General features: G+C 65.7%; 19 protein-coding genes. All 19 read right to left on the reverse strand.

What is annotated here, in order from left to right; genetic code table 11:
- Positions 1-83 precede the first annotated feature (83 nt).
- A complete protein-coding gene (locus APH44_RS18605) occupies positions 84-551 on the reverse strand; it encodes a VOC family protein (protein WP_054893946.1) in 468 nt (155 codons plus the stop codon).
- A 100-nt stretch (positions 552-651) separates the two neighbouring features.
- Positions 652-2271: an NADP-dependent glyceraldehyde-3-phosphate dehydrogenase gene (locus APH44_RS18610; RefSeq protein ID WP_054893947.1), complete on the reverse strand. Its 1620-nt coding sequence runs from the start codon at positions 2269-2271 to the stop codon at positions 652-654.
- Positions 2272-2422: 151 nt separating this feature from the next.
- The gene (locus APH44_RS18615) at positions 2423-6307 is read right to left on the reverse strand and encodes a leucine-rich repeat domain-containing protein (protein ID WP_156343770.1); all 3885 of its coding nucleotides are present in this window, start codon (positions 6305-6307) and stop codon (positions 2423-2425) included.
- Positions 6308-6457: 150 nt separating this feature from the next.
- Positions 6458-7225: a ChbG/HpnK family deacetylase gene (locus APH44_RS18620; protein WP_054893949.1), complete on the reverse strand. Its 768-nt coding sequence runs from the start codon at positions 7223-7225 to the stop codon at positions 6458-6460.
- Positions 7197-8357 carry a GNAT family N-acetyltransferase gene (locus tag APH44_RS18625; protein WP_054893950.1) on the reverse strand — a complete coding sequence of 387 codons (1161 nt, stop codon included), beginning with the start codon at positions 8355-8357 and terminating at the stop codon, positions 7197-7199. The genes APH44_RS18620 and APH44_RS18625 overlap by 29 nt, the downstream gene beginning before the upstream one ends.
- A 4-nt stretch (positions 8358-8361) precedes the next feature.
- Positions 8362-9051 carry a GNAT family N-acetyltransferase gene (locus tag APH44_RS18630; protein ID WP_054893951.1) on the reverse strand — a complete coding sequence of 230 codons (690 nt, stop codon included), beginning with the start codon at positions 9049-9051 and terminating at the stop codon, positions 8362-8364.
- Between the two features lie 34 nt (positions 9052-9085).
- Positions 9086-10996: a hypothetical protein gene (locus tag APH44_RS18635; RefSeq protein ID WP_054893952.1), complete on the reverse strand. Its 1911-nt coding sequence runs from the start codon at positions 10994-10996 to the stop codon at positions 9086-9088.
- Positions 10993-12297: a lipopolysaccharide biosynthesis protein gene (locus APH44_RS18640; RefSeq protein WP_054893953.1), complete on the reverse strand. Its 1305-nt coding sequence runs from the start codon at positions 12295-12297 to the stop codon at positions 10993-10995. The genes APH44_RS18635 and APH44_RS18640 overlap by 4 nt, the downstream gene beginning before the upstream one ends.
- Entirely contained in the window at positions 12294-13304 is a 1011-nt protein-coding gene (locus tag APH44_RS18645) for a polysaccharide deacetylase family protein (RefSeq protein ID WP_054893967.1), read from the reverse strand. Before APH44_RS18645 ends, APH44_RS18640 begins: the two co-directional genes overlap by 4 nt.
- Positions 13305-13313: 9 nt before the next feature.
- Complete coding sequence (locus APH44_RS18650; protein ID WP_054893954.1) at positions 13314-14450, reverse strand: glycosyltransferase; 1137 nt, start codon at positions 14448-14450, stop codon at positions 13314-13316.
- Positions 14443-15408, reverse strand: a complete 966-nt coding sequence (locus tag APH44_RS18655) for a glycosyltransferase family 2 protein (RefSeq protein WP_054893955.1) — start codon at positions 15406-15408, stop codon at positions 14443-14445. Before APH44_RS18655 ends, APH44_RS18650 begins: the two co-directional genes overlap by 8 nt.
- Complete coding sequence (locus APH44_RS18660) at positions 15405-16775, reverse strand: O-antigen ligase (RefSeq protein WP_054893956.1); 1371 nt, start codon at positions 16773-16775, stop codon at positions 15405-15407. Before APH44_RS18660 ends, APH44_RS18655 begins: the two co-directional genes overlap by 4 nt.
- Positions 16772-18031 (reverse strand): glycosyltransferase family 4 protein, encoded by a 1260-nt coding sequence (locus APH44_RS30450; RefSeq protein WP_054893968.1) that lies wholly within the window; start codon positions 18029-18031, stop codon positions 16772-16774. Before APH44_RS30450 ends, APH44_RS18660 begins: the two co-directional genes overlap by 4 nt.
- The gene (locus APH44_RS18670; protein WP_054893957.1) at positions 18028-19602 is read right to left on the reverse strand and encodes a Wzz/FepE/Etk N-terminal domain-containing protein; all 1575 of its coding nucleotides are present in this window, start codon (positions 19600-19602) and stop codon (positions 18028-18030) included. The genes APH44_RS30450 and APH44_RS18670 overlap by 4 nt, the downstream gene beginning before the upstream one ends.
- A gap of 14 nt (positions 19603-19616) precedes the next feature.
- Positions 19617-20636 (reverse strand): polysaccharide biosynthesis/export family protein, encoded by a 1020-nt coding sequence (locus tag APH44_RS18675; protein WP_054893969.1) that lies wholly within the window; start codon positions 20634-20636, stop codon positions 19617-19619.
- Between the two features lie 22 nt (positions 20637-20658).
- A complete protein-coding gene (locus APH44_RS18680) occupies positions 20659-21306 on the reverse strand; it encodes a CpsD/CapB family tyrosine-protein kinase (protein ID WP_054893958.1) in 648 nt (215 codons plus the stop codon).
- Position 21307: 1 nt separating this feature from the next.
- Positions 21308-22054 (reverse strand): sugar transferase, encoded by a 747-nt coding sequence (locus APH44_RS18685; RefSeq protein ID WP_054893959.1) that lies wholly within the window; start codon positions 22052-22054, stop codon positions 21308-21310.
- Positions 22051-23115, reverse strand: a complete 1065-nt coding sequence (locus APH44_RS18690) for an NAD-dependent epimerase (protein WP_054893960.1) — start codon at positions 23113-23115, stop codon at positions 22051-22053. Before APH44_RS18690 ends, APH44_RS18685 begins: the two co-directional genes overlap by 4 nt.
- Complete coding sequence (locus APH44_RS18695; protein WP_054893961.1) at positions 23112-24476, reverse strand: UDP-glucose/GDP-mannose dehydrogenase family protein; 1365 nt, start codon at positions 24474-24476, stop codon at positions 23112-23114. Before APH44_RS18695 ends, APH44_RS18690 begins: the two co-directional genes overlap by 4 nt.
- Positions 24477-24727: the final 251 nt, after the last annotated feature.

The raw sequence follows: 24727 nt of genomic DNA on the forward strand, positions 1-24727 counted from the left end.
AGCTCCGAGCTACAAGCCTCAAGCTTCAAGCAAAGCCGCGGCGCTTTCAACTTCAAGCGTGCGGCTTGCGACTCCTCGCCCGTTCAGTTGCCGCCGAACAACTTGGCTGCGCGGGCGTGGATCTCTTCGGGGCTCAGGTCTTCCTTGTGGGTGGACACGAACCAGAGGTTGCCGAACGGGTCTTTCAAGGTACCGCTGCGATCGCCGTAGAACTGGTCCTGCACCTCTCGCAGTGGCGTGGCGCCGGCAGCGACGGCCTGGGCATAGACCTTGTCGCAGTCCTCGACATACAGGTGCAAGCCGATGGCAGCCCCTGGCAGCGACTGGCTGGCGGTGAGGCCACCGTCCATGTCGCAGGGGTCGGCGAGCATCAGCGAGGAGTCGCCGATTTTCAGCTCGGCATGACCGACGCGACCGTCGGGGCCGTCGAGGCGAAACATCTCGACGGCGCCAAAGGCTTGCTTGTAGAAGGCGATGGCCTTGGCGGCATCCTTGATACCCAGGTAGGGCGTGATGCTGTGCTGGCTTTCGGGGATGGGTTTGGCTGGCATTGCGCATACCTCCTGTGGAAGGTGGTCATTCGTCGAAACTGTATATTTGTACAGTTTCGACGAATGCGCAAATGCCGTTTTCCGATTAGGCGGCCCCTGGCTAGAAGATGTAGTCGGTGGTCAGGAAGCTGGACTGGCGATTGCGGATGATCTCGCTGATCAGCGTCTTGTTGGACTCCTGGAACTTGGTGGCCACCAGGGTACGGATCGAGAATACCCGCAGCGCGTCATGCACCGACAAGGTCCCTTCGGCGCTGTTCTTGCGGCCGTTGAACGGATAGGTGTCCGGGCCGCGCTGGCACTGGGCGTTGAGGTTGATGCGCCCGACCTGGTTGGCGAAGGTGTCGACCAACGCACCGACGGTCTGCGGGTCGTTGCCGAACAGGCTCAGTTGCTGGCCGTAGTCGGAGTCGAGCACATAGTCGATCACCGTCTGCAGGTCGCGATAGGGCACCACCGGCACCAGCGGGCCGAACTGCTCTTCGTGATAGACGCGCATCGACGGCGCCACCGGGTACAGCAGGGCGGGGTAGAAGAACGACCCCCGGCTCTGGCCGCCGCCCGGGTTGAGGATCTTCGCGCCGTGCGCCTGCGCGTCGGCGACCAGGCCATCGAGGTAGTCGACCTTGCCCGGCTCCGGCAGCGGCGTCAGTGCAACGCCGGGCTCCCAGGGCATGCCTGGCTTGAGTGCCGCAAGCTTGCGCTGGAATTTCTCGAGGAACGGCTCGACCACATCCTCGTGCACGAACAGGATCTTCAGTGCCGTGCAGCGCTGGCCGTTGAACGACAGGGCGCCGGTCAAGGCTTCATCGACGGCGTTGTCCAGGTCCACCTCGGGCAGCACGATCCCCGGATTCTTGGCATCCAGGCCCAGCGCCGCCCGCAGTCGATGGGGGCGCGGATGGAGCTTTTTCAGGTCGCTGGCGGCCTTGTGCGTGCCGATGAAGGCGAACACATCGACCTTGCCGCTGGCCATCAGCGCGCTGACCGTCTCGCGGCCGCGACCATAGATGACGTTGATCACTCCTGGCGGGAAGCTGTCGCGGAAGGCTTCGAGCAGTGGGCGGATCAGCAGCACACCGAACTTGGCCGGCTTGAACACCACGGTGTTGCCCATGATCAGCGCCGGGATCAACGTGGTGAAGGTCTCGTTGAGCGGATAGTTGTACGGTCCCATGCACAGCGCCACGCCCAGTGGTGCGCGGCGTATCTGGCCGAGTGTGCCCTGTTCCAGCTCGAAGCGGCTGGAGCGGCGGTCCAGGTCCTTGAGGGCGTTGATGGTATCGACGATGTAGTCGCAGGTGCGGTCGAACTCCTTTTCCGAGTCCTTGAGGTTCTTGCCGATCTCCCACATCAGCAGCTTGACCACGGCGCTGCGTTGTTCGCGCATGCGCGCCAGGAAGGCTTCGACATGCTGGATACGTTCGGCCACACGCATGTTCGGCCACACGCCGCGGCCCTTGTCGTAGGCTTGCACCGCGGCATCGAGGGCGGTGAGGGCGGTGTCGGCGTCGAGCAGCGGTGCGCTGCCGAGGATGACCTGGCGTTCCTGATCGCCCTCCTTGAGCCACACCGGGCTGCGCACCGTGGCCAGCGGCCCGTCCCAGCGCCTGAGCTGCCCTGCCACCAGATAGTCGCGTTGCTCCAGTGGCTCTCCCAGGCGCCAGGCCTCGGGGATGTCTTCTGGGGTGGGAAACAGCGAATCGAGCAGACGGTCCATGGGTACTGCACCTCACTTTTAGCTGATCAGGTGAAACGCTTCAGCCGAGCATGCACCTGCTATCGGAAATATTCCAGTCTGGTTGAAGTGCGATGATTCGCCATCGCCAAGCCGTCGGCGCCTGACAGGCGCCGACGGGTGGCCACGGTGTCTACTCTTCCGGTGACGGCGGCTCAGGCGACTCGGCGAGCTCGGCTTCGGGCGCCGGTGGGAACGGCAGTTCCAGCAAATGCTCGGCCCCCGCGGCAATCGCTTGCTCGCCCAATACCGCGTCTTGATCCATCAGGTGAAGGCGTCGCCAGATTTCCGTGAGGTTCGCCTCGGGGGCCGCATTGAACTGATCATCCTCGATCAGCGTCCTCAGGTCCCTGCGGTACTGGAGGGGCAGGCGATTCCAGACGCTGAAGTCTTCGTCGCTGGCCGTGGACAGCAAGGCTTCGTATTCATGCTCGGCGACCATCAGGTCTACGCCGAAACGCACGTAATAGGCATTGATCTGCGCAATCATGCCGTCGTCCATGTGTTGGCTTTCCAGCCTCATCACTTGGGCGAGCGGACGCGGCAGAGGTTGCGGCTGCGGCAGTTCGGTGAAGCGGTTTTCCGACAGGTTGACGATGTACGGGTTGCGCATGTTCGCCAGGCCAGCGGGCATTTCGGTCAGTTCGCAATTGCCGAGCTGCAGCGATTCCAGGTTGGGCAGGGCTTCCAGACCAGGGCTTGTCTGCAGCGGATTGTTGGTGAGGTCCAGAGTGCTGAGATTGACCATCTGGTTCAGCCTTTGCTGTGCCTGTTCGTTCCAGATCAGGTTGTTTCCCTCCAGGTCGAGCAGGCGTAGCGTTTGCGGGTTGCGCAGTTGCGGAAAGTGTTGCAGCGAGCACGCTTCCAGGCTCAGCGCATGCAGATTGGGCAGGCGTTCGAGCAACGAAGCGGGAAGGGTGCTGATTTGCGGGTTGCGGGCCAGGTCAAGAAGCTGGACGTGCGGGAAGTGGTGGGGGAGTTCCAGGCTGGCGAGGTCGGCGTCGGTGAGATCGAGGTCGGCCAGCTCCAGTGAAAACAGCCACTGTTCGCCCAGCGCTTGTCGACTCATGCCGCGCCAGCTGTTCAGCAGTCGTGTCATGGCCTGGGTTCGGGCAGGTGAGCCCTCGGCCCAGGCAGCGAAGTTGGCCGTCACTACTTGGTACTGCGCGTTCAGGGACGCCACGGCCTGATCCGGGCTCACTCCTTGCTCGCGACTCGCGGCAAAGAAGGCTTCGACGCCTTCGTCGTTCATGGCGGGGTAGATCTGCTGCACCTGGCGGTAAAGCGCCCGGTCGATCGGTTCGAGAGGTGGCGCAGGGACGACTGCCGGCTCAGGCTCGATCCCGGGTGCAGGGTTCGGATCCATCGGCGTTCCTCCACGAAGCCCCTGTTGCCTTAACCAGGCGAAGTCGCCGAATGGGCGCAGTTGCCGGGCCCAGGCCTGGCGGTCGGCGTCGACCAGGGCTGTCAGGCGCGCTCGCAGGCTGTCACCGGTGCTGGCCTCAAGTGCCAGCGCTGCACGCTCATTGGCTGACAGTATTTTCACCGCAGCCTGGCACAGATCGGCAGTGGCGGGTGTGGGGGCGGGGCGCTCGCCCAGATAGGGCTCGTACCCCTGAGCAGACTTGATGATGACCCGTATGCGCGTAGCGTAGCGGCTGCCAGCTACGGCAAGGGTGGGCCCATGGGGGCTGTCCGCTCGCAGCTCGATGCGCACATCCTGTGGCCAGCCTTTCAGCGCGGTCATGGCTTTGAGCGCAAGGCGTTCGCTGCGCGCGCTGGCCAGCTCGGGCAGGTACAGGCCTTCGAGGCCGCGGACAACCGGCAGCTGCGCCTCAAGGCCCTGCGCAAGTCTGGCCAGGCGTGCGGGGAGGGCTTGCCCTGTGCTCCAGGCCGCTTGCTCGGTCGTGGTCATCGAACCGAGCAGGCGCCTGCACAATGGCGCACCGAGTCTGGGGTAGTCCTGCAGCATCCGCGCTTCGTCGACATGGGCCGGCACACTGGCCTCGTAGCCTTCGGCGAACAGCCTGTCACGCTCGGCGGCGCTCGCTGTCGGATAGTGTTGTCCGACCTGCCGTTGCACGCGCAGGCGTGCCAAGGTGTCGGCCAGCAGCGGTAGGGTCTTGGCGTGGGTCAGGTGTACCTGGCGCAGCTGTGCTTCGTCCATGCCGCTGATACGTGCTGCCTGCTCCAGCTGCGCCGGGGTGAAGGCTTCGAGACGGCTGTCCAGGCGCCTCACCAGTGTCGCCAGTGGCCAGTCGCGTGGTTGTTCGTGCTCGGCGCGCCAGGCGCCTTCGTCATTGTGCTCCAGCAGCGGCTGGTAGGCCTCAGGTTCATCAGGATGAACGAGTCGCCAGCGCTGCAGCTGTGCGTCGAAGCGCCGCAGATATCGGTGGCCGTCCATGTGCACGGACTCCGGCGTGGCCTCGGAGGCCTGGACACGGTAGGGCGTCAGGTCGCCGCGCCAGAGGCGTTGGCTGCCATCGGCGCGGGTGATCGGATCGAGGCTCTCGAGCAACGGTGTGCGGGTAAGCGTGCGTACTACCTGTCCGCCGACATACAGCCCGGCGATCACTGCCAGGTTGAGGCCTACCACTTTCAGGTGCTGGAACGCCTCGTCGCGATCACCGACCTCCCAGGCCTCGTACCCTTCGTAGACTTCATGCAGCAATTGGCAGGCCGTTACCGCGACCATCAGTACACCCACTGCGGGGATGAACATGCCGATGGTCATCAGGGCATTCAAGCCCAGGCTCTCCCACATCTGCAGGCGCTTCTTGCGCGCCTGTTCGTCGGCTTGGGCCGTGGGCACGGCGAACAGCATTGCCTCGGCCTTGAGCCAGGCGAGATGGTCGGTGTACAGGAAGTCGAACAGCGGCCCTTCGATATCGTGCCGCTCCAGGTGCAGATCGGCGCCATCAGGCAGTGTCCAGGTCTGCTCATAGCCTGCGTGCGCATCGCTGCTGAGGTTCTGCCGGGCACGATCGAGGAACTGCAGGCGTTCTTCGCTGGCGATCAGCGCCAGGCAGCGTTTGCGAAAGGCGGGGTCGCAAAGGTCGGTCTGCAATTGCACCACCAGCGCCTGGTCACTGCTGAAGACACGGACGGCGGCTTCCTGACCTGGCAGATACAGCAGTCGACCGGCTTCACCCGCATCGACCAGCAGGGCCTCGTGCAGCGTCACGCCGAACAGTTGCAACTGTTGGCAAGGCAGGGCCGATCCGTCATCGAGCAGTTGCTGGATGCAATCTCGTGCGTTGCCGCCGATCCGATGCTGCAGTCGCGCCAGGTCTGCCGCCAGTTGCAGGTTGCTTTGGTAGAGCCTGATCGCGGCGGGGCGGACACCGGGCGGGCTGAACCTGGCTTGCAGGTGCTCCTGGTAGCGCTGACCCAGGTCGAGATTGCGGCAGGTGCTGGCGAACGCTTCGGGTGAAAGCGGCAATGCTTTGATGCTGAACGCTTTGGAGGCCATGGGATAGGGCACTCGGGTTTCGCTGTCACCGAGGGTGGTGGTGCCCGTTACCGTGATGTCGGTGATCTCGGTATCACCCTTCAGGGCCAGTGCGCTCTTGATGTTGAAACTGATGCCATCGACGAAGTTGTGCAGGGCAGCCTCGAGCAACGTGCGACGCTCGTAGGTGCTCACGTAGACCTCATGGGTGTAACGGTCATGCACATGGATCAGCTCCGCTGTGCGCAGCGGGGCCTGGAACCCGTGCTCGGCTTTCAATTGCGCGGCGAGCAGTGGCTCGGCGAATTCGTCGATCTGCTGGAGGCCCTTGAGCGTCCGGGCCAGGCGCTGCTGCGCCGTGGCCAACTGCGCCTGGCTGGCCAGCACGGCCTCACGCAGTTCGGGCAAGGCGTTTTCGAAGCCGTCGGCGTGCTGCCCTGGCAGGCCCTGCAGAGGCAGGGTGCTGGCGCGCAAGGTTTGCCATTGTTCTTCACTGAGTCTTGACGCCCATGAAGGCAAGCGCTGGGTGATGAGGTGCTGGTGGGTGGAGGGGAGAGTTGAAGGCATGGCTGTCGCTCCTGTTGTGGAACGCAACAGCAGGCGCCATCGATGGCTGATTCGGGTGGTAGATAGATGCAGACCGTGGTGCTGTTTTCTTTGGACTGCCCGCGAAAGAACACCACGCACACGCGCACCGGGCATGCCAGTGCGCAGGCGTCAGGACATGTTCAACTCGGTATAACCCACCCGTTCAACCCCCTGCAACTGGCGGTCGACCAGGCTCTTGAGCGATTCCCCGGTTGCCAGGTAGGCATCACCGAAGTCGTGGCCGCCCAGGGCGCTGGGATGGGCCACCACCTCCAGTACGCCATGCGCCGGCGCCAGTCCGGCCTTGAGATCCAGCGGGGTGCAGACATAGTCGGCGGTCACGCCGCAGAGCTGTTTCAGGCGCCGGTTGAGCAGGGTCTTGAAGACCCGCTTCAGTGGCCCGATGTTGGCCCCGACATTGCGCGCCAGACGTACCGGTATGGCGTGTTCACGGGCAAACCGTGCGACCACCTCACCGACCGGCCAGATGTTGTGCACATGCTGGTGCGAGTCCAGGTGGCTGGGAATGACGCCATGGGCCACACAGCGTTGCCATTGGGTCTCGAGCTCCTCGCGTACCGCCTCGCGCTCACTGCGTGACAGGCGCAGGGTGCGCTGGCGCAGCCCGAGGTCGAACTCGCCCTGGGCGGTGCAGAAGCGCGGTTCGGCGAGGATCGCCTGGCTCAGGGGGCGGCCGTAGGTCAGGTTGAAATGCAGGCCGATGCGGCCCTTCAACACCGGCTGCTGGGCCAGTACGCACGCGGCCTGGAACGCCGGCATGTTGGCCATCAGTGTCGCCGAGCTGATCAGCCCGGCCTGGAACGCGTGCAGGATCACCGCGTTGATGGGGGCACTGAGGCCGAAATCGTCAGCGTTGACTATGACCTGGGATGGCATCCGTTCGCTCCTGTGTGGGGTTCGGGGTGACGGTGGCTGCACTGTCGGCCTTGCGCAGGCGCGGCTTGAGCCAGCGCCAGCAACGCAGGGCCAGGCCCAGGGCGATGCCGTCGGGGCGCCAGCTGTAGCCGCTCAGGCGCCATTGTTCGACCTGGCCGGTCTGGCGTTCATGCAACTGGTGGCTGGAGTTATCAAGGCTTACCCGCGAGGCGTCGACCCAGCTCCAGCCCTCGTCGAGGCCCCAGTGGATCCACTCTTCGAGCAGCACCCGGCCACTGCCCAGCTCGCGCTGTTCGGGTACGAACGCCAGGTTGTAGTCGTAGATGCGACCGTGTTCGAGCAGGCCCAGGCGGTAGCTGATGCAGCGCCCGTCCAGCTCCAGCAACACCAGGCACACCAACCCTTCGCCAGCCAGTTCAGTGAAGGCCTGGTACATCCACTCGCGGCGCTGGCTGCCCGAGAAGATGCCGACGTCGTCGTCGCCTTTCCAGCTCGCCGCTTCCACGGCGCTGATCGCATCGAGCAGGGCGGTGATGTTGTGGCGGTCGGCGACCACCCTGCGCACCTGCGCGCCGCAGGCTGCAATGCGCTTGCGTGCACGGCGCAGCTTGTAGCGTGGGTCGCCACTGACCTCCTGGCGGTCGGCTTCACTGATGCGGTGCACCGGTACACGGCAGGTCAGGCGGCGCTCGAAGGTCGAACAGGCCGCAGCCCATTGGCGCAGCCAATCCTCATCGCCACCTTGCACCACTTCACTCAATTGCAGCAGCGCATGGGGCAGGTGCTTGCGGATGGCTTGGAGCACTTGTGTGGCGTGGTGCGCTGGCAGGTCGAGCAACAACGCGATGCGGTCGCTCAGCGGATGGCCCAGGTGACGCACCACCGGGACATTCAGTGGCCCGACCGCCTGGCGCTCGCGCACCAGCGGCAGGCACAGGCACAGGCGGCCATCGAGGTGGCCGAGCAGGATCTGCAGTTGCTGGCCCGGCAGCAGTGCGGCCTCGGCGGCGCGCAGCCAGCCCAGGTGATTGAACGGGGTGCTGCCGGCCACGCGCTGGCGCAGCGCCTCATAGCCGGCGGCGGGGAAGCTGGGGGTGCGCAGCGAGGCGCACCAGCTCAGTTGCAGGGCCATGGGGTCAGGACGCCGTGGCCGTGGCGCTTTCGGACGCCGGTTTACGCAAGGTTTCCAGGCGCGACTCGCTGTAGCGGCTCTCGCGGAAGAACTTCCAGCGCCCGAACAGGCAGTAGACATTCATGATGCGCCCTTGCTCCTGGTAGCCCATGCGCAGGTGCAGCTTGAGCGCCGGGATGTTGTGTTGTTCGCAGACGTCCACCACCTTGGTGCAACCCTGCGCGGCCATGGCCTTCCACAACGCCACTTGCAAGTCCACCGACAGCTCGCTGCCCCAGTACTTGCGGATCAACTCGCCGCCGAATTCGAAGAACTCGCCCGGGCCTACCGGGAACCAGCACCCGTAGTAGTGGCGGTCGTGGTAGTTGCGCGCGCTGCCCCAGATGAAAGCCACGGTGTCACCTTCGTCATCTACGAACATCAAGCCTGTGTAGCCCTCGGCGGCCAGCTCGCGCATGGTCTCGACCCGGTCGCCGAAATGCCGAGTGAAGGCCTTGACGTTGTTCACGGTGATGTTTTCGAGGCGCAGTCGCGCATAGGGTTTGAGGCGGTGCGGGGGCACCGGGGTTTCCAGGTCACGTTCCATCCACACCAGCTCCCAATGATAGAAGACGTAGTGTCGCCAGGCGCTGCTCAAGGTGTTGCGCAGTCCCTTGCGCTTGATGCGATCCTGGATCTTGCTCAATGCACGCATGGTGCCTCCTGTTCATGGCAGATCGAGGTGCGTTTCATGACGCACTCCAGGTCAGGGCAAACAAGGTCTGCCCTGGCAGTTGAAAACGGATCTGTCCCTGCTGGCAGCTGACGCGGGCAGGGCGCGGCTGATTATCGGGGCCGAACAGCTCGAGCCGGGCGGCCGGGCAGTCGCCGAGTGCCAGCTCGACCTGCTGCACGCGCTCGGCCTTGTTGACCCCCAGCAGGCTGCGCTGACGGCCGTCGGCCATGGCCAGGACGTCGACCTCGAAGGCGTCGTTGTCCAGGGCCAGCACCTGGCGCAGCCAGTGGCGCTGGATGAACTGCTGGGCAAGGCCCACCGGCTTGAGCTCGAAACGCTCATCGCCCAGCACGCGGATCATGCCCTTCGGCCATTCGGGCTCGTCGGCGACATGGAACCAGTTGAGCATGTCCAGCAGGCCGTCTGCGGAGGCGTTGATCACCACCGACGCCCACCACAGGCCAGCGTAGTGGGTGTTCTGGTCATAGGGGCTGAGGCTGGAGCCGCTGGACAGGTTGGTCTGGTCGAGCAGCAGCGCCTTGCGCGGGCGGCCCTGGTTGTCGAGGCCGACCAAGGCCGCGGCCTGGCGCACGCTGTCGCGGTAGCTGCGAGTGGCGAGCAGGTCGCGGACCATCCATTCGTGCCAGGCCAGGGCATCGATCTGCGCACCGTGCTCCTGGAGCAGGCGCCGGGCCCAGTCGATGCCGCGCAAGTCCTTGCTGCCCTGGGTGAAGGGGCCGCCGAGCAGGCGTGATGAGGCGGGCATGGCGATCCGCACGCCTGCCTCCCGAGCGCCCGGCCAGGCGCTTACGCGCTGGGCCATGCCGGTGAAGAAGTCGCGGTAGCTTTCATAGTTGCGGTAATTGAGGTTCGGCTCGTCGGCGAAGGCCAGGTAGTGCAGGCCCTTGCCGCCCAGGCGCGCGGTGCCGGCCAGCCAGGCATTGAGGCCATCGTGGCTGGTGCGATCGGCGGCCAGGTCCGCGCGCCTACCGGTGCCGGCGAGCAGGGTGATGTCCTGGGTGATGCCGAAGCGCTGCTGGTACAGGCGTCGCCAGGCGTCTTCATAGCCGGGTTGGCGGGCGAGCACGTCCATGAAGCTGTAGTAGCCGGCCGCCTGCGGGCGCAGGGCGTCCAGGGCGGCGAAACTCGACGGCGGCGGCAGTACGTAGGGCAGGTTGACCCCCAGCAGCGGCGTAGGGCCGAGCACCTTGGCCTGGAGCTTGAGCCGCACCTGCCCTTCAAGGTTGGCGACATCGCCCAGTTGATCGGCGCGCTGGGCGAACAGGTTGGCGCTGCCGTCGAGCCAGAATGCCGCCTTGCCGCGCCCCTGCAGGCGCAGGCGCCAGGTTTCGTCACGGGTGCTTTTCGGCAGCGCCTGCTGGTCGAAGCGCCAATAGGCCGGGTAGGGCTTGAGCGCCACCTCGACCTGCTGGCCGTCGCTCAGGCGTTGCGCCGAAAGCCCGCGCACACCGCCGTGGAACTTGCCGGCCAGCGTCGCCTGCTCACCGGCCTTGACCCGGAAATACAGCTCGACCCGTGGTCCGACTTCGGCGCTGAAGTGCACCTTGGCGGGGGCGAACAGGGCGCGCGTGGTGTCGCTGTGCTCGATCTGGTAGCCACGGAAGCTGTAGCCAGGGACTTCCAGGCGATAGGGACCGGCGTCGGCGCTCAGTGGCCAGCGCTGCTCGCCGCGCAGTTCCTCGGCCTTGATCGCCCGCTCGCCGCGCAGTTGGCCGCGGCCGTCGAGCAGGAAGATGCGCTCGGCATTGGCGTCGGCCTGCCAGGCCGGGTGCCAGCGCAGGCGCAGTTCATCGTTGCGTCCTGGTTGCAGGTACAGGCTGCCATCGCGGATATCGCCCCATTGCAGGGGTGCCGCAGGTGCCAGCGGCACCCACAGGGCACAGAGCAGCAGCCAGCGTTTCATGCTGGCCTGCGCTGCAGCATCTGGCGCAGCGGCGCGAAGTCGCTGGGCAGGATGATCAGGGTGTGCAGTACCGGCACGCCACTCAGGCGGCAGTACAGCACCAGCATGGCCACGGTCACCGCCAGGTAGGCGATCGATGACGCCGCGGCGGCGCCGACGATGCCCCAGGTCGGAATCAGCAGCACATTGAGCACCAGGTTCAGCGCGGCGCCTGCACCCATCATCAGCGATACCGTGCCGGGGCGATTCTTGCCCAGCAGGTCCAGGCGCAGGATGCTGGCGTAGCACAGCCCCAGCAGCCCTGGGAGCAAGGTCAGCAGGGCCGGGTAGGCCGGTTGGTAGGCCATGCCGAACAGGGTGACGATCAGCCAGTCCCCGATCACCGCCATGCACAGGCAGGCGCCGAGCATCACCGTGGCGGTCAGGCGCAGTGCCAGGGGGGTGAGTTTCTCCATGCCGGCGTCCTGCTGGAGCAGGCGCTTCATCAGCGGTGTGGTCACCGCTTCCGGGACGATCAGCAGCAGTTCGGCGGCGGCACTGGCCATGGCGTAGTGGCCCAGTGCAGTACTGCCGAGCATGGCGCCGATGAACAGGTAGTCCGAGCGCAGGATGACTTGCTGGAACAACAGGTCAGGATGGCTCTTGGCGCTGTAGCTGAGCAGCTCGCGCTGGCCGCCGCGGTCCCAGCGCAGGGCCAGCGGATGCTGGCGGCGCAGCCACCACAGGCCCAGCACCAGTACCAGGGCGATGCCCACCAGCCAGCTGATCAGCGCCGCCTCCAGCGCCTCTTCACGCCACATCCAGAACAGCGCGAGAAACAGCAGCAGCGGTGCGGCCGATTCGGTCAGGCGCAGCACGTTGAACGCGCCGACGCCACCGCTGGCGTTGTGCAGTGTCAGCAGGCCGCTCTTGAGCACGGTCATCGGCACCGCCAGCAGCAACAGCCAGGCCAGCAGGCCCAACTGCAGGGTGATGTCCAGGTCGGCACCGAACGCGCGCACCAGCACCACGCAGACCAGCGTCAACAGCCCCGCCAGCAGGCAACCGTAGACCAGCACCTGGGTCAGCAGCAGGCCCATGTCACGCTGCTTGGCCGCCTGGTAGCCAACGGCGCTGTTCAGTCCGCCGCTGGTGGCGGCGCTGATCAGGTCGGGCAGGGTGCTGAGCAGGGCGAACAAGCCCCGCTCGCTGGGGCCGAGGATGCGCGCCAGCAGCACGTTGCGCAGCAGGCGCAGGCCGATCATCGCCAGCTTGGTGCCCATGCTCAGCGCCAGATGGCGCAGGTAATGGTTGCGGCTCATGAGCAGCCCCCGCGGCTGATGCGCCAGGCCAGCAGCGATGGGCGGCTGGCATTGCGCTGGCTGACGCCGATGCGTGGCAGGGCCAGCGGATCGTCATGCCCCTGGCAGATGCCGGCGCGCGTGCTCAGGGCGAAGGGGTAGCGGTGCGCCGCCACGCGGGCGCGCACGCGATCGTCATGATCGCCATTGGGGTAGCAGTACACCGGCAGGGGGTGCTGGCAACCGTGCTCCAGGGCGGCATGGCTGCGTTGCAGTTCCTCGTCCAGGCGCCGGTCGTCGAGATAGGGCAACAAGGCGTGGCTGGCGCCGTGCGGGCCGAAGCGCACCAGGCCCGAATCCTCGAGCTCGCGCACTTGCTGCCAGTCCATGGCCTGGGGCAGCGATTCGGCCGGGCAGGCGTCGGTCAGTTGCTGCAGCGCCTGCGGGCTGAGGCTCTTGAGGCTTTGCAGGTAGTGCGCCAGCACCTGGCTGCGCGCTTGCGAGCGGTCGTTCATGAAGTAGGCCGCCGGCAGCGGTCGGCCGAGCTTGCGCAGGTACTCGATGAGGTTGTGCCGCGCAGGTTCGCCGTGGCTGCCCCACAGGGTCTCGCCGACGCTTTCCCACCAGAAGCGCTGGCGGCTGCCGATGTAGTCGGTGGACAGGAAAATGCTCGCCGGCACCTGGTGCTTGCGCAGCAGCGGGAAGGCGTTGCTGGCATTGTCGCGCCAGCCGTCGTCGAAGGTCAGGGCAACCTTGGGGCGCTGGTTGCTGCGGGGTGTCTCATGGTCCTTGAGCAGATCCATGAGGCTGACGCAGTCGAAGTGCCGCGGCAGCCAGCGCAGCAGCCCTTCGAAGGCGCGTGGCCCGACGCACAGCTCGTTGCGGTGCGGCAAGGCGGCGCTGGCATCATCGGCCAGTACTCGATGCAGCATGAGGATCACCCCGGCGCCGCGCAATTCGGCGCGGCCCTTGGGCGACTTGAAATACAGCCAGCCACTGGCCTGTTTGATCGTCGTCTTGATCGGCATGTCCATCGCTCATCGATTCTGGTCGGGATTCCATTGGCTGTAGCTGTGCCCGCGCAGGAATTGCCACAGGCCGACACTCATGCCCGCCAGCGTCACCAGCACGAAGGCGGCCAGGCGGAATGGCCTGGGCAGGCGGTGGCCAGCATCGAGCAGGCCGGCGATCGCGGCCGCATAGCCGAGCAGTTGCGCGGCCAGGGTCAGGTGGTAGAAGTGCGATTCACCCACCAGCCACAGGTTGGCCAACAGCAGCGGCAGCAACAGTACCGGCGCCAGGCGGCGGATCAGCTTGTGGCTGATCAGGGCAATGGCGTACAGGCCGTGACGCATCGGGTTGAGCAGTTCGCTGCGCGCGGCCAGGCTCTGCAGGCCACCGACGGTGACGCGTTGGCGACGGCGGAACTGCTTGTCGGCCTCGTCCACGCCCTGGTCGAGGACGACCGCCTCGGGCACGTAGACGATGCGCTGGCCGGCGGCCGGGGCGCAGGTGCTGATGTAGAAGTCGTCGTTGACCTGTTTGGGAATCGCCTGGTACAGCGGGCGGCGCAGGGCGAGCAGGGCGCCGTCGGCCGAGACCATGCAGCCGGTGCGGTTCTCGACCTTGCGCACCCAGGCTTCGTAATGGCGATACAGGCTGTCGCCCAGGCTCAGGCCCTTGCCTGGGTCGGGGATGATCATGTGCCCGGCAGTCCCGCCGACATCTGTGTCGGCGAAGGGCGCCAGCAGCAGGCCCAGGGTGTTGCCGGCCCACTGGTTGTCAGCGTCGGTGAACACCAGGATATCGCCGCGGCAGACGCTCACCGCAGTGTTCAGCGCGCCGGTCTTGCCCAGGCGCGGCAGGTCCAGCACCTGTACCCGTGGATCGTCCACGGCGCGGGCCAGCGCCACGGTGCGGTCGCTGGAGCCGTCGCTGGCCACCACCACCTGCAGCTCGGCGGCCTGGTAGTCCTGGGCCAGCACGCTGGCGAGCTTGGCTTCGATATGCCGCTCCTCGTTGTGCGCGGCGATCACCACGCTGACTCGCTGCGGTGCCAGCGGGCCGGGTGTGCGCACAGGGAAGAACGGCGCAGCCAGGGTCAGCAGCACGGGATAGCCGACCCAGGCGTACAGCGGCAACAGCAGGCACAACCAGAAGATGATCTCAGCCACGGGCGGGCCTCCTTGCGGTGCGGTTGAACAGGCTGAGGACGAACGCGGCGCCGGCCAGGTGCAGGCGCAGCCAGTGCAGGCCCCAGAGCTGCAGGGTCAGCAACATGTCGTGGTGCCTGAGGCTCTGGCGCAGGCTCAGCGCCAGGGCAGGCAGGGCGCTGATCAGCAGCAGCACCAGGGCCACATGGGGGAAACCGTCGAGCAGCGTCGACAGCGCCATGGCGTCGAGTACCCAGGCACCCACCGACAGCAGCGGGAAGCGCAGCAGGCGCAGGCTCAAGCCATGACTGCGCAGCAGTTGCAAGTGGCTGCCCTGGCGCCACAACTCCTTGCCCAGCCACTCACCCCAACTGCCCTCGAAGCCCCAGTGCAGCACCACCGGCTGGCGCAGCACGCGCAAACGGGCGCCGGCTTCGTGCAGGCGCAGGGTGAAGTCCTTGTCCTCGCCGGTGCGCAGGCGCTCGTCGAAGCCGCCAACCTGGTCGAACCAGGTGCGGCGCATCAGCAGGTTGGGCGTGGGCAGCCAGGTGCAGTCCTGTACCGTCTGCCCGGCGCGCAGGGTGCGGCGTTGCCAGGCGTGGGCGAACCACGGCGCCTGGCGCGGGGTGTCACAGTCAAGGGCGAAGACGTCGCCTTCACCGCGGCGCTGCAGGCCCAGCAGCAGGTCGAGCCAGTTGTCCGGCACCTCGATGTCGGCATCCAGAAACGCCAGCCATTCACCGTGGCTGACCTGCGCGCCCTGGTTGCGCAGGGCGCCGATGGCCACGCCGGGGAGGCTCAGCACCTGAGCGCCATGCTGGCGGGCAATGAGCGGGCCGTCGTCGCTGGAGCCGTTGTCGACCACGATCAGCTCGCAACCGAGCCCCGCGCAGTGGGCGGCCTTGCGAGCGGCATCGAGGGTGCGGCCGATATGCCGGGCTTCGTTGAACATGGGGATGACGATGCTCACCAGGTTCATGGCTGCGCCTCCACGTCTCGCGACTCGGTGGCCTGGCGCAGCAGCACGCTGGACAGCGCCAGCATCAGCCACAGGTACTTGTGGCTGGGGGCACTGAGGAACATCAGGAACAGACCGATGGCCAGCATACTCATGGTCAGATGGGTCATCAGGTCGGCGTTGTCGTGCTCGCCGGTGGCACGCCAGGCCGCGCGGGCCTGCCAGAAGTTGCGCAGGGCCAGGGCGATCATGCCGACGAAGGCCAGCCCCGCCGGCACTCCGGTTTCGCTGAACAGCTCGAGGTAGGTGTTATGGGCGCGACGATAGAGGTCGGTGGTCTTGCTGTTGACCGGCGCGAAGGCCTTGGAGAAACCGGTGTCGGCATAGTGCAGCGGGAACGTGCCGGGGCCGGTGCCGAGCATCGGGCTGTGGCTGATCATCTCCTTGCCCACCACCAGGTACGAGGCGCGTCGGCCGAGGGATTCGTCCTGGTGCGCATTGACCCCGGACTTGAGCAGCATCAGCGACTGGATGCGATCGGCGTAGCCGGCCGGCATCAGGGCCGCGCCCAGCGGCAGGACAATGGCCAGGCCGAGCATGGCGAAGCCCAGGTGACGCGGGCGGATCCGTGTCAGTTGCTCGCGGTAGTTGTACAGCACGATGCCCAGGCTGATCAGCAGCACCACCAGGCCTGAGCGCGACTCGGTCTTGGTCATGCCCACCAGCAGCAACAGGCAGCAGCCGGCCCAGAACAGCTTGAGTGGAATCTGCCGGGTCTTGATCGCCAGCCACAACCCCAGCGGCATGGCGATGGTGATCAGCAGGGCGAAAGCGTTGGGGTCGAGCATGGCCGAGGCGCGACCCTGCTCCTGGTACTTGGTGGAGAAGATGGCGAACAGGCAGGTCACGCAGACACTGACGGTGATCAGCCGCGCCAGCATCCGCAGATTGAGGTCGCGCCCCACCAGCAGGGTGATGACGAACACCACCAGCCCCACCAGCAGTTCACGCAGGTGCAGCACCGACAGCTCGACGCTGTCGCTGGTCCACAGGCTCAGCAGGTACAGGGCCATGAACGGGATCAGCAACCGCCACTGGTTGCTGCGCAGGCGCTCGGCCGGCAACTGACGCACGGCCAGTTGCAGCGTGAGGATCAGCACCAGGCCCAGGCCGATCAGCTTGGCGCCGGAGACCATGCTGTCCTTGAGCAGCCCTTCGAGCGGCACCAGCGCGGCGATCGCCAGCAGGCCCCAGGCTGGCTTGCGGTACAGCACCAAGGCACCGGCCAGGCCGACCACGGCGCCAGGGGCCAGGTAAGGGTAGGGGCTGGCCAGCAGTCCCAGCGACAGCAGGGCCACCAGGCCCACCAGCGACAGGGGGATGATCATGCGACAACCTCCATGGCCGTGCCCTGGTACACCAGGGCCCAGCGTTGTGCCAGGGTCGGCAGGTGGTAGCGTTCGCGCTGGGTCTGGCGGGCGCGGGCCACCAGTTCTTCAGCCTGTTGCGGATCGTCCAGCAGCGCCTGCAGGTGGGCAGCAAGTTCATCGACCGCCAGCGGTGCGGCAAGCAACCCGCTGCGGCCGTGTTCGATCACATCGGGAATGCCGCCGACACCGAAGGCCACCACCGGTACGCCGTCCTGCATGGCTTCGAGCAGGATCATTGGCGTGCCTTCGGTGCGTGAGCTGATCACCAGGGCATCCAGTCGGGTCATCCAGGCTTGCATGTCGCGCTGGAAACCCGGCAGCGTGATGCGTTCGGCCAACCCAGCGGCATCGATGCGCGCCTGCAGCGTGGCGCGTTCGGGGCCGTCGCCCAGCATCACCGCGTGCAGGTGCGGGTGGCGCTGGCACAGCGGGATCAGGGTGTCGAGGAACAGGTCGGGGCCTTTTTCGCTGGACAGCCGCCCGACATAGCCTGCCAGCCAAGGGGCTTGGCGCGATCCCTGGCTCTGTACCGCGGTGTTGCCATCGCGGGACGAGCCCGCTCCCACAGGAGGTGTTGCGGCCTGCAGCGAACCCTGTGGGAGCGGCCTTGTGCCGCGATCACCGGCGCAGCCGGTGCCCTGCACTGCGGTGTTGCCATCGCGGGACAAGCCCGCTCCCACAGGGGCAGATTGCACAGATGCCACAGGCTCCGGCAGGCCGTTGGGGATCACCTGCAACTTGCTGGCTGGAACACCCGCCTGGCGGTGGATGCGGGCAATGCTCTCGGCCACGCACACCACGGTCGCCACCGTGGGTGTGCGGCACAGTTGCAGGCTCAGCCAGGTGTAGAAGCGCTGCTTGGTGCTGCGCGGCGTGAAGCCGTGCTGGGTGGTCACCAGTGGCAGGCGCCACAGTGTCGCGGCCAGCCAGCCGAAGACCATACCCTTGAAGTTGTGGGTGTTGATCAACGGCCGCTCGCCACGCATGGCCGCCACTTGCCTGAGCAGTGCGCCCAAGCCATGGCAGCTCTGGCAGTCGATGCCGGCTTCGCGAAAGCGCATCACCAGATCCTGCGGCGCGTCGAGGAACAGCACCCGGTGCCTGCCAGGGGTTGCCTGGCAGTGGTCCAGGAGCATGCGCTCGGCGCCGTAGAATCCGCCGCTGCTGAGCAGGTGCAGGATCAACTGGCCGGTAGCGGGCACGGCAGCGTTCAATTGCGCACCCAGTGCATCAGGCGAGGCAGCGACCACGACTTGTGCGGGTTGGGCAGCGCCGGGGTCTGGTCGTTGATCACCAGCAGCACCGGCAGGCCCAGCTCATGGCTGATTTGTGCAGGGTGCTTGAAGCGGTGGTCGAAGAACTCCTTGACGTAGACCAGCGCGATGGCCAGCAGCAGGCCGGTGACCAGGCCGAACGGGATGATCAGGCCAGGTTTGGGGAACGACGCGGTGGCCGGCTCATAGGGTGCGCTGAGAATCCGCGCGTTGGACTGGCTGCCATCGAGCAGGCCCTGGCCGCGGCTTTCCTCATAGCGCTGGGCATAGGTGGAGAAGGCCTTGTGCAGGGCATCGATCTCGGTGTCGAGCTGGCGGGTCTTGCTCTGGGTCTCGCGCAGCTCGGTGATGCGGTTCTTGTATTCACCGATGCGTTGGGTCTTCTGGTCGATCACCTGCTGGGTCACGGCCAGGTCCTGCTGGCGTTCGCGGATACGGTTCTCGACGATCTTGAGGAACTGGCCGCGCAGCTGGGCGATCTGCTGGCGTGCCAGGACCATCTGCTCGGCCCCGGGCTGGAACACCGTGGCATCGCCGTTGTAGCGGGCCAACAGGGTGGTCAACTGCTCGCCCAGTTGCTTGATCTCGCGGTCTTCGAAGGCGACGTTATCGACCGTGGTGGTGAAGGTGTAGGGGAAGGCATAGTCGGCCATCTTCGCCTTGCTTGCCGCGGCCAGGCTGCTCTGCAGGTAGTCGAGCCACTGCTGGTTCTCCAGCTTGCGGTCGCGCTGCAGGTTGAGTGCCTGTTCCTCGGTGTTGATCGCATTGAGGCGGAAGGTGATCTCTTCTTTCGGATCGGACGAGCCGATCGCCGTCAGCAGGGCCAGGCGTTGGCCCTCGAGGTCGCCCAGGCGCGCCTGGTAGTGCAGTTTCTTCTGCTCGTAGAAGGTCTCGGGCAGCTCGTTGGACTGCAGGTCCTGGCGGTTCTTCAGGAAGTTGTCCAGCAGGCGGGCGACGAACAGGGTGCCGAGGCGGGCGTCATCGGCGCTGTAGGTGACCGAGATGACGTTGGAGCCGGGCAGGGTCTCGATCTTGAGGTCCTTGACCGCCTGATCGGTGAGCTCGTCGAGTTGGGTATCGCGCTCGTCGGCCACCGACTTGCCCAGCAGGCGATGCAGCGGATCGACGATGCCATGGCGCAGCGGGTCGATCACGGTGCGTCGCAGCAAGCCGGGTTCGGCCTGGTACTGGCCTTCCTGGCGCAGTTGGCTGATGGTCTGGCGGATCAGCGTGGGCGAGCGCAGGATGTTGCTCTCGGTCTCCATGTCGGCCAGCGACGGCGGGATGAACTGGTCCGCCTGCTGCGCCAGCGAGGAGCTGGTATCACTTTGCGAGAGCTTCTTCGATTGCACGATGACTTCGGCGGTGATGTCGAAGCTCTGCTTGAGCACCAGCGGCAGAATCACCGCGATCACCGCGAAGATCAGGAACACCCGTTTCACCAATTGACGGTTGGCGAAGAAGATGCGGAAGAACTCATGCACATAGTTTTCTTTCGGTTGCGTGGTCATGGTCCGTCCCCTGGTCAGTCGTTGCTTTCTTTGTTGTCGACGCGGTAGCTGAAGCTGAAGCCAAAGCCCTGGAACAGCACCACGTCAGCCAGTTGCCGGGACAGCTCGGCAGCGCTGGCAAGCTTGGTCTTGGGTACATAGAGCATGTCTTCGGGCTGCAGGTAGGCGAGCTTCTGGCTACCGCCGGAGAGGGCCTGATCGACGTCGTAGTTGACCGCATGCACGGTGTTGCCTTCGCGGCGCATGATCACCACCGAGCCGAGCTTGGCCTTCAGGGTCGGGCCGCGGGCCAGGGTCAGGGCCTCGAGCACCGACACCGGACGACGGATCTGGAAGGCGCCCGGCTGGCCGACTTCGCCGAGCACGTAGATCTCGTTGGCGGCAGTGGACTTGAGCAGCACATCCACGCTCATGCGCCCCGGCAGGCTGGCGTAACGCTCGTTGAGGTAGTCACGCAACTGGTTGACGGTCATGCCCTGCAGCGGCACCGAGCCGATTTCCGGGAAGGTCGCGCGGCCGTCGTTGCCCACGGTGATGTCGCGGCTCATGCCGGTGCCGGGGTGGCTCAGGGCGTTCTTCAGGTTGACCTCGTCGGTCATGGGGCTGAGCACGCGCACCGTTACCTGGTCGCGGTTGGGCTTGAACACGCGCTTGTCGTTGTAGGCCTGGCGAATGGCGCTCTCCGCTTCGCTCGGGGTCAGGCCCTCGACGCGCACCGACGCGTTGGTGGATGGTAGGGTGATGCTGCCGTCGGGCTGCACCAGCTGCTGGCCGTTGAGGCCGCTGGCGGCCATGAAGTTGAGGTCCAGGGTGTCACCGGACTGGATGCGGTACACCCCGGCAGAACGGTTGCTGACGTGGAAGATCACTTCCAGCACGTCCTGTGGCCGCAGCACCTGTTCGCGGCGGGCGACTTCGGTGGCCTGGCTCTCGGCCGCTGGTGCGGTGAGGATCTGTACCGGCATTTCGCGGCTTTCCTGGCTGGCGCAACCGGCCAGGGCGAGCACGCACAGGGCAATCGAGGGGTATCTCATGGCGATCATGGCGTGCGTCCTCTCACAGGTTGTCGTACAGCCACTTGGGCATGTAGTACTTGCGCTTGTTGAACACGCTGCCGATCAGCCGCGCGCCAGCTTGCGTCAGCCGTTGGGCGGCAGCCTGGGCCACTTCCCAGCGGGTTTCCTCGGCGCACACCACCAGGATCACGCCATCGACCAGGGTGCCGATCACCAGGCTGTCGGCGCTGGCATAGATGGCCTCGCCGTCGATCACCACGAAGCGGTAGTGGGCGGCGAACTGGCGCAACAGGATGCGCAGGCGTTCGGGGTCGAGGCGGTCGCGTCCGCGCTTCCAGGTGCCCGCCGGGAGCACGTCGAATGGTTGGTCGGACAGGTGCACCACGCAGTCCTGCGCCAAGGGTGGGGTGTCCTCGTCGAACAACAGATCGGTGTAGCCGCGGAGCTTGTTCAGCCCCAGTTGCTGGCTCAGGCCATTGCTGCTGGAACTGCCGTCGATCAGCAGCACCGCACCCGCGCTCATCAGCGCCAGCTGGCTGGCGAAGGCCAGGGCGCTGGTGCTGGTGCCGGTTCCGGTGTTGGCCGCGGTCAGCAGCAGGGTGCGCTGGTCGAGGTCGAGGACAGTGGCGGTCAGGTTGGTCTCGCTCGGGTTGGCGATACTCAGGCTTCTAGAAGTGGAACCGTCCATCTCAACTTGCTCCGTGGCCAGTGAAAACCTTGAACGGGGTCTTGAGCAGGATTTTCAGATCCAGCAGCAGGCTCTGTTCGTTGATGTAGCTGAGGTCAAGCTCTACGCGTTGGTCGAAATCGATGTTGCTGCGTCCGGAGATCTGCCAGAGGCCGGTCATGCCGGGGTAGATCGACAACCGTGCCAGGTGGTTGTCCTTGTAGCGGTAGGCGTTGAACGAGGTAGGGCGCGGGCCGACCAGGCGCATGTCGCCGGTGACCACGTTGATCAGGTTGGGCAGCTCGTCCAGGCTGCTGCGCCGCAGCCAACTGCCCACCGAGGTGATGCGCGGGTCCTTGTCGATCTTGAAATCGATGGAGTCGGCGCCGTGCTTGTTCAGGTGGCGTACCGAATCTTTCAGCGCCTCGGCGTTGGCGACCATGGTGCGGAACTTGAACATGCCGAACAGGCGGCCGCGGTAGCCGGTGCGTTTCTGCACGAAGAACACCGGGCCCGGGCTGGACTTCTTGATCATCACCGCCAATGCCAGGAATACCGGCGACAGCAACAGCAGCAGGTTCAGCGCCGCCAGGCATGACAGCACGCGGTTGGTCCGCGACAGCGTCCAAGGGCGCCCGCCGACCCGCCCGGTCATCCAGCCACGGCCTTGCATGTGGATGGCGGCATCGATGCGCTGGCGGTGCGCCGGATCCATGCGTTTATCCTGGTACAGCGCCTGCAGCTGGGCGCTTTTCGGTTGTCCTGTCATATCACCCTCCGTTGTTTCGGCTGCTCGCCTGCAGGTTCGCCATCTGTGGCACCGTGCGAGTAGTAGTGCTTGAACCAGGCGACGAATCGCCCGAGCCCTTCATCAAGGGAAATCGTTGGGGTAAAGCCGGTGACCCGGGCCAGGGCGCTGGCATCGGCACAGGTGGCCAGCACATCGCCCGGTTGCAGCGGCATCAACTCGATCACCGCATCGCGCCCCAGGTGTTTTTCCAGCAAGGCCAGGTAGTCGAGCAGTTCCACCGGGCGTTGGCCGCCGATGTTGAACAGGCGCCAGGGCGCTGCGCTGCTGGCCGCGTCGGGGCTGAAGGCATCCCACTGCGCATCGGCGCGGGGCGGGTAGGGCAGCAGCCGCGCCAGGCTTTCGACGATGTCGTCGATGTAGGTGAAGTCGCGCTGGTGCCGACCATGGTTGAACAGCTGGATCGGCCGGCCTTCGCTGATGGCACGGGCGAACTGCATCGGCGACATGTCCGGGCGGCCCCAGGGGCCATAGACGGTAAAGAAGCGCAGGCCGCTGCAAGGGATGCCGAACAGATGGCTGTAGCTGTGCGCCATGGCCTCGTTGGCTTTCTTGGTGGCGGCGTACAGCGACAGCGGATGATCGACTGCATCCTGCACCCGGTATGGCGTGCGCTGGTTGGCGCCATACACCGAGCTGGACGAGGCGTACAGCAGGTGCTGCACCGGGTGGCGCCGGCAGCCTTCGAGAATGTTCAGGAAGCCCGCCAGGTTGCTGTCCAGGTAAGCCTGGGGATTCTGCAGCGAGTAGCGCACACCGGCTTGCGCAGCCAGGTGCACCACCACCTCGGGGCGCTCCTCGGCGAACAGCCGGGCCATGGCGTCGCGGTCGGCAAGGTCCAGGCAGTGCAGGGGGAAGTCACCGACGTTCTGACGCACCCAGTGCACGCGAGCATGCTTGAGCGACGGATCGTAATAGTCGTTGAAGTTGTCCAGGCCCAGCACCTCATGACCGTCGCGCAGCAGGCGCAGGCAGGTGTGGGCACCGATGAAACCGGCCGCGCCGGTGACCAGCACTTTCATGGCGCGCCGACCTGCGGGGCGCTCTGGTCGGGCGCGACCTGGCGCAGGCCGATGCCACTGTAGTGCAGGCCGTGGGCGGCGACCTGCTCGGGGTTGTACAGGTTGCGGCCGTCGATGATCACCCGTGCGCGCAGCTTGCTGGCCAGCAGCGAGAAGTCCACCACGCGGAAGTTCTTCCACTCGGTGCAGATCACCAGGGCGTCGGCGTCCTGCAGGGTGTCGTCGCGGGTGGCGCACAGTTGCAGGTCGTCGCGGTAGCCGTACAGGCGTCGGCATTCGTCCATCGCTTCGGGATCATAGGCCCGTACCGTGGCGCCTTCTTCCCACAGCGCTTCCATCAGGTAGCGGCTCGGTGCTTCGCGCATGTCGTCGGTATTGGGCTTGAAGGCCAGGCCCCACAGGGCGATGGACTTGCCGCGCAGCCCGCCCAGGCGCTGCTTGAGCTTGGCGAACAGGATGCGCCGTTGCTGGTCGTTGACTTCGTTGACGCTCTGCAACAGGCGCAGGGGCATGCCGCTGTGCTCGGCGGTGTGCAGCAGGGCCTTGATGTCCTTGGGGAAGCACGAGCCACCGAAACCGCAGCCGGGGTAGATGAAGTGGTAGCCGATGCGTGGGTCCGACCCGATGCCGCGGCGCACCGCTTCGATGTCGGCCCCCAGGTGTTCGCTGAGGTTGGCCAGTTCGTTCATGAAACTGATGCGCGTGGCGAGCATGGCGTTGGCGGCGTACTTGGTCAGCTCGGCGCTGCGGTTGTCCATGAACATCAGCTTCTCGTGGTTGCGGCAGAAGGGCGCGTAAAGCTCGGCAAGCTGGTCATGGGCGACGTCGTCATGGGTGCCGACGATGATCCGGTCGGGGCGCATGCAGTCGGCCAGGGCGCTACCTTCCTTGAGAAATTCGGGGTTGGACACCACGCGCACCTGCAAATGGCCCTTGCCCAGGCGCTGCAGTTCGTCGCGGGCCAGGGTCACGACCTGGTCGGCGGTGCCGACCGGTACCGTGGATTTGACGATCAGGGTGCGGTCGGCCTCCATCAGCTCGGCAATCTGTCGGGTGACGTTGAGCACATGGCTCAGGTCGGCCGAGCCGTCCTCGTCGGGTGGGGTGCCGACGGCGATGAAGATCAGCTCGGCATGGCTGACCGCGTCGCTGGCCTGGGTGCTGAACAGCAGGCGACCTTCCTTGATGTTGTCTTCCAGCAGGCCCGACAGGCCCGGCTCGCTGATCGGTGGGACGCCCTGACGCAGTTGGTTGATCTTGTGGGCATCCACGTCCACGCACAGGACCCGGTGGCCGACGTCGGCAAGTGCCGCCGCTTGTACCAGTCCTACGTAGCCAGTGCCAAAAACGCTCACGTCCATGTCGGCGTGCCTCGTATGGATGAGTAAGGGGTATGAAACAGTGGTGTGATTTCTGTATAGCTCAGCTCGCGGGAAATGCGTCAAACCAATGGCATGTTTCGTCGCATTTACAGACGCTAAACAAAACGGCCATTGGCCACCAACCCTTTGCCAATCCGGGGTTTAGCGTTGAAAGCTACTGGCATTTGGCCGTTCGATGAACCGATGAACGGTTGAAGGCCACGAATAATGCGGGGTCGTGACGATAGAGC

The sequence above is a fragment of the Pseudomonas sp. NBRC 111143 genome, from assembly GCF_001320965.1.
GTDB classification, from domain to species: Bacteria; Pseudomonadota; Gammaproteobacteria; order Pseudomonadales; family Pseudomonadaceae; genus Aquipseudomonas; species Aquipseudomonas machongensis.